This is a genomic window from Candidatus Eisenbacteria bacterium, assembly GCA_016867495.1.
Taxonomy (GTDB): Bacteria; Eisenbacteria; RBG-16-71-46; order CAIMUX01; family VGJL01; genus VGJL01.
On sequence record VGJL01000191.1, the window covers coordinates 1 to 4,801 of the forward strand.

A 4,801-nucleotide genomic window follows, 5' to 3' on the forward strand; every position below is an offset into this window, starting at 1 on the left:
GGGCAGCCGCGAAAGATCTCCGTCGAGATCGCCAGCCGCGAGGTCTTCGCCCAGATCTGGCGGGCGCAGGTCGGCCGGGTCCCTCTTCTCCTTCTCGACACCGATCTTCCCGAGAACAACCCGGAGGATCGATCGATCACCGATGAGCTCTATGGCGGGGATCTCAGGCACAGGATCCGGCAGGAGATCCTCCTCGGAGTCGGAGGCGTGCGCGCCATCCAGGTGATGGGGTACAAGCCCACCGTCTATCATCTCAACGAGGGACACTCGGCCTTCTTGGCTATCGAGCGCGTGCGGCAGGGGATGGAGCGGGAGAAGCTCACACTCGCCGAGGCGATCGAGTCGGTTCGCGGAGGATCGGTCTTCACGACTCATACATCGGTTCCGGCCGGGCACGACGTCTTCCCGGCGGAGCTGATGAGGGAGCACTTCGGCCCCCTCTGCAGCCGACTTTCGGTGCCGCTCGACGCGCTGCTCCGGCTCGGGCGCGTTCGCCCGGAGGAGGCGGGAGAGCCCTTCTGCATGACGGTGCTGGCCCTGCGCACCTGTTCGCAAGTGAACGGGGTGAGCAGGCTCCATGGATCGGTCACCCGGAAGATCTGGGCCGAGCTCTATCCCAAGGTGCCGCGGGAGGAGATCCCGATCGCGCACGTGACGAACGGCATCCACATCCCTTCCTGGTACTCGCGCGACATCGCGCGCCTCTACTCCCGCTACCTCGGGCCCAGGTGGCAGGAGGATCCGGTCGACCAGCTCGTCTGGCAGAGGGTCGAGCGGATCCCCGACGCGGAGCTGTGGCGCGCGCGCGAGCGGCTGCGCGAGCAGCTGGTCTCGTTCTCGAGACAGCGCCTCCAGGAGCAGCTGCGGCGACGGGGGATGCCCCTCGCCGTCGTTCGCTCGGCCGATGAGGTTCTCGATCCGGACGCCCTCACGATCGGCTTCTCCCGCCGCTTCGCCGTCTACAAGCGCGCGGGGCTGCTGCTGCGCGACCCGGATCGGCTGGCGCGGATCCTCAACAATCCCGACGGCCCCGTGCAGATCGTCTTCGCCGGCAAGGCGCATCCGGCCGACCATCCTGGGAAGCACATGATGCGCGAGATCGTCCATATGGCATCCGAGATGCGCTTTCGCCGCCGGATTGTCTTCATCGAGGACTACGACATCGAGGTGGCGCGCCGGCTGGTGCAGGGCGCCGATGTCTGGCTCAACACGCCGAGGCGGCCTCTGGAAGCGAGCGGCACGAGCGGCATGAAGGCGGTCGTCAGCGGAGGACTCCATCTGAGCGTTCTCGACGGCTGGTGGGCCGAGGCCCACACGCCAGAGAGCGGCTGGGCGATCGGGGATGGAGAGGAGTACGAGGACCCCGAGGTCCAGGATCAAGTCGAGAGCGAGGCCCTCTACGATCTCCTGGAGCAGGAGGTCGTTCCCCTCTTCTACCACCGGGGCGCCGACGGCCTTCCTCGCGGGTGGATCGAGCGGATCAAAGCTTCGATGATCGCCCACTGTCCTGTCTTCAACACCAACAGGATGGTGGAGCAGTACACTCGGTGTTTCTACCTTTCCGCGCATATCCGCTCGCTTTTCGTGGACAACCAGGTGCTCTCCGGAGCGCGGGCGCTCGCGAAGTGGCGCCAGAGGATGGAAGAGGCCTGGCCGGTCGTCTCGATCGAGCAGGTGAACACCGTCGAAGGGGAGAAGCCGGTCGGCGATCGGATGCCGGTGCGGGCGATCGTCCGTCTCGGAGGCCTGAACCCCGAGGAAGTCGTTGTAGAAGTCGTCCACGGCGATGTCGACGGCGGCGGGAATCTCCAGACGACGGAGAGCGTCGCGCTCGAGCCCGATGAGAGGCGCGACGGTGTGGTCGTCTTCCAGGGCGCGGTCCCGTGCAACCACACCGGGCTTCGAGGGCTCGCGGTCCGCGTCCGTCCTGCGCCGAGGCTGAATGTCGAGAACCCCTTCGAGGCGAATCTCCTCACCTGGTGGGAGGGCGAGGGGCAGCAGAAGCGCTAGAGCGGTTCGATTGCGTCGGAGACGCTCGCCTGGCGCATCCGCTCGACCCGGCACACTCTGATTCGGCGAGCGGACCCCGATGGCCCCCTTCGCCCCGCTATGTTCGCGTTCGCGGCGCGGGGCGCCGGCGACCATCGAGGTCCGCGGACGCCCCGCGTGGAGCGCTGGTGATCCGCTCAAGCTCGCGCCCTGCAAGTCAGCGAGCGAAGCGGGCCACAGCCCTCCGCGTCCGCCCGGAGGCCGCCGCGCTCCCCTGGGGCCGCGAGAGGCTCGCGGATTGCGCCCCGGCGCCCGCTCGCCTATCCTCTGCTGCATCGTCCTCGAAAGGAGTTCACCTCGAATGAGCGATCGAGCCTACGACCCCCAGGCGGTCGAGGCCCGCTGGCAGGAGTACTGGGAGCGCGAACGCACCAACGTTCCCGATCTCGTTGCCGCCCGGCGGCCCTTCTACAACCTGATGATGTTCCCGTACCCCTCCGCGGAGGGGCTGCACGTCGGCAACGTCTTCGCCTTCACGGGATCGGACATCCAGGGTCGCTTCCATCGGATGCGCGGCCACGACGTCTTCGAGCCGCTCGGCTTCGACGCCTTCGGCATCCACAGCGAGAACTTCGCGATCAGAGTCGGAACGCATCCGCTTCGTCTGGTGCCGGCCAACATCGCCAACTTCCGCAGGCAGCTCAGGCGGATGGGATTCATGGCCGACTGGTCGCGGGAAGTCCTCACGACCGATCCGGGCTACTACCGCTGGACCCAGTGGATCTTCCTGAAGCTCTTCGAGCGCGGCCTCGCCTATCGGGGGAAGGCGCCGGTGAACTGGTGCCCCGAGTGCAGGACCGTCCTGGCGGACGAGCAGGTGATCGCGGGGATGTGCGAGCGCCATCCCGAGACGGCCGTGGAGAAACGGGACACGGAGCAGTGGTTCTTCCGGATCACGGCCTACGCAGAGAGGCTGCTCGACAACCTCGCGACGCTCGATTGGTCCGACGCGATACGGAGGGCGCAGATCCACTGGATCGGCAGGAGCGATGGCGCGGAGATCGACTTCCCCGTGGAAGGATCGGGCGAGAAGATCCGTGTCTTCACGACCCGTCCCGACACGCTCTATGGCGCGACCTACATGGTGCTGGCCCCCGAGCATCCGCTGGTCGAGCCCCTGACGATCCCCGACCGGCGGTCGGATGTCGACGCCTACCGCAAGGCGGCGCGCGGGAAGCTCGAAGTCGAGCGGATGGACGCCGGTCGGGAGAAGACGGGCGTCGCCCTCGGCGCCAGCGCGATCAACCCGGCGACCGGCCGCCCCATTCCGATCTGGATCTCCGACTACGTCCTCATGGGATATGGGACCGGCGCCATCATGGCCGTTCCGGCCCATGACCAGAGGGACTTCGAGTTCGCCACGAAGTTCGGCGTCCCGATCATCCCCGTCATCTTCCCCCGTGAGGAAGCGCTGCCGCAGGACCGCGCGTACGAGGGCGAGGGGGTCCTCGGCAACAGCGGTCCCTTCGATGGGACTCCCTCGGAGGAAGCGAAGGGGAAGGTGACCGCCTACCTCGAGGGGAAGGGAGTCGCCAAGGCGAAAGTGAACTACCGCCTTCGCGACTGGTGCATCAGCCGCCAGCGCTACTGGGGGCCGCCGATTCCGATCATCTATTGCGATCGATGCGGGGCCGTCGCGGTGCCGGAGAAGGACCTTCCGGTCATCCTGCCGGAGATCGAGGACTTCTCGCCCGACGCGAGCGGGGTGGCGCCCCTGGCGCGCGCGGAGGGGTTCCTTCACGTCGGTTGTCCCCGCTGCGGGGGGAAGGCCAGAAGAGAGACCGACGTCTCCGACAACTTCCTCGACTCCGCATGGTACTTCCTTCGCTACCCGAGCGCCAATCGCGACGACGTCGCGTGGGATCCCGGGATCACGCGTCGCTGGCTCCCCGTCGACCTCTATGTTGGGGGCAGGGAGCATGCCGTCCTTCACCTGATGTATACGCGGTTCCTCTGCATGGCCTTTCGCGACATCGGGCTGACCGAGTTCGAGGAGCCGTTCAAGCGATTCAGGGCGCACGGCATGATCGTCAGCGAGGGGACGAAGATGTCCAAGTCGCGGGGGAATGTCGTCAACCCCGACGTACATGTCGCCCGCCATGGCGCCGACACCTTCCGTCTCTATCTCATGTTCATGGGCCCCTACGAGGAGGGGGGCGACTTCCAGGACAAGGGGATCATCGGGATCCGGCGTTTCCTGGACCGCCTCTGGCGCTGGGTCGTGGAGGAGCGTCCCTCTCTGCCGGGCGGGGAGCTTCCGCAGCCCGCTAGAATCAAGGTCCATCAGACGATCAAGAAGGTCACGCAGGATACGGAGCGCCTTCAGTACAACACGGCAATAGCGGCCCTGATGGAGCTTCTAAACGTGTTGCGCGAGGCCCCGGTTGCCGATTCCTGGAGTGGGAGCGTTCTGGTGAGGCTGCTTGCGCCCTACGCCCCCCATCTGGCCGAGGAACTCTGGGCCGAGTTGGGGAACGGACCGAGCGTCCTGCGGGCGGGCTGGCCGGAGTTCGATCCGGCGCTCACGCTGGAGGAGACGGTCGAGATCGCCGTGCAGGTGAACGGGAAGCTGCGGGACACGATCTCGATGGCGCGGGGAAGCGGGGCTGACGAGGTGAAGGCCGCCGCCGCCGGCCGCGAAAGGGTCCGTGCGCACATGGAGGGAAAGACGTTGCGGAAGGTCTTCTTCGTGCCCGATCGACTGATCAATCTGGTCGTGGGCTGAGGGGAGATCCTCGATGAAGCTCCGAAT

The 4,801-nt window shown here is 66.7% G+C and carries 2 protein-coding genes; both read left to right on the forward strand.

The genetic code is table 11. The features are described 5' to 3' along the window. The coding region (locus tag FJY88_11935) for a glycosyltransferase family 1 protein (GenBank protein MBM3288043.1) at window positions 1-2,010 on the forward strand (2,010 nt) is incomplete at its 5' end. A 340-nt stretch (window positions 2,011-2,350) separates the two neighbouring features. Then, a complete protein-coding gene (locus FJY88_11940) occupies window positions 2,351-4,774 on the forward strand; it encodes a leucine--tRNA ligase (protein ID MBM3288044.1) in 2,424 nt (807 codons plus the stop codon). Window positions 4,775-4,801 lie beyond the last annotated feature (27 nt).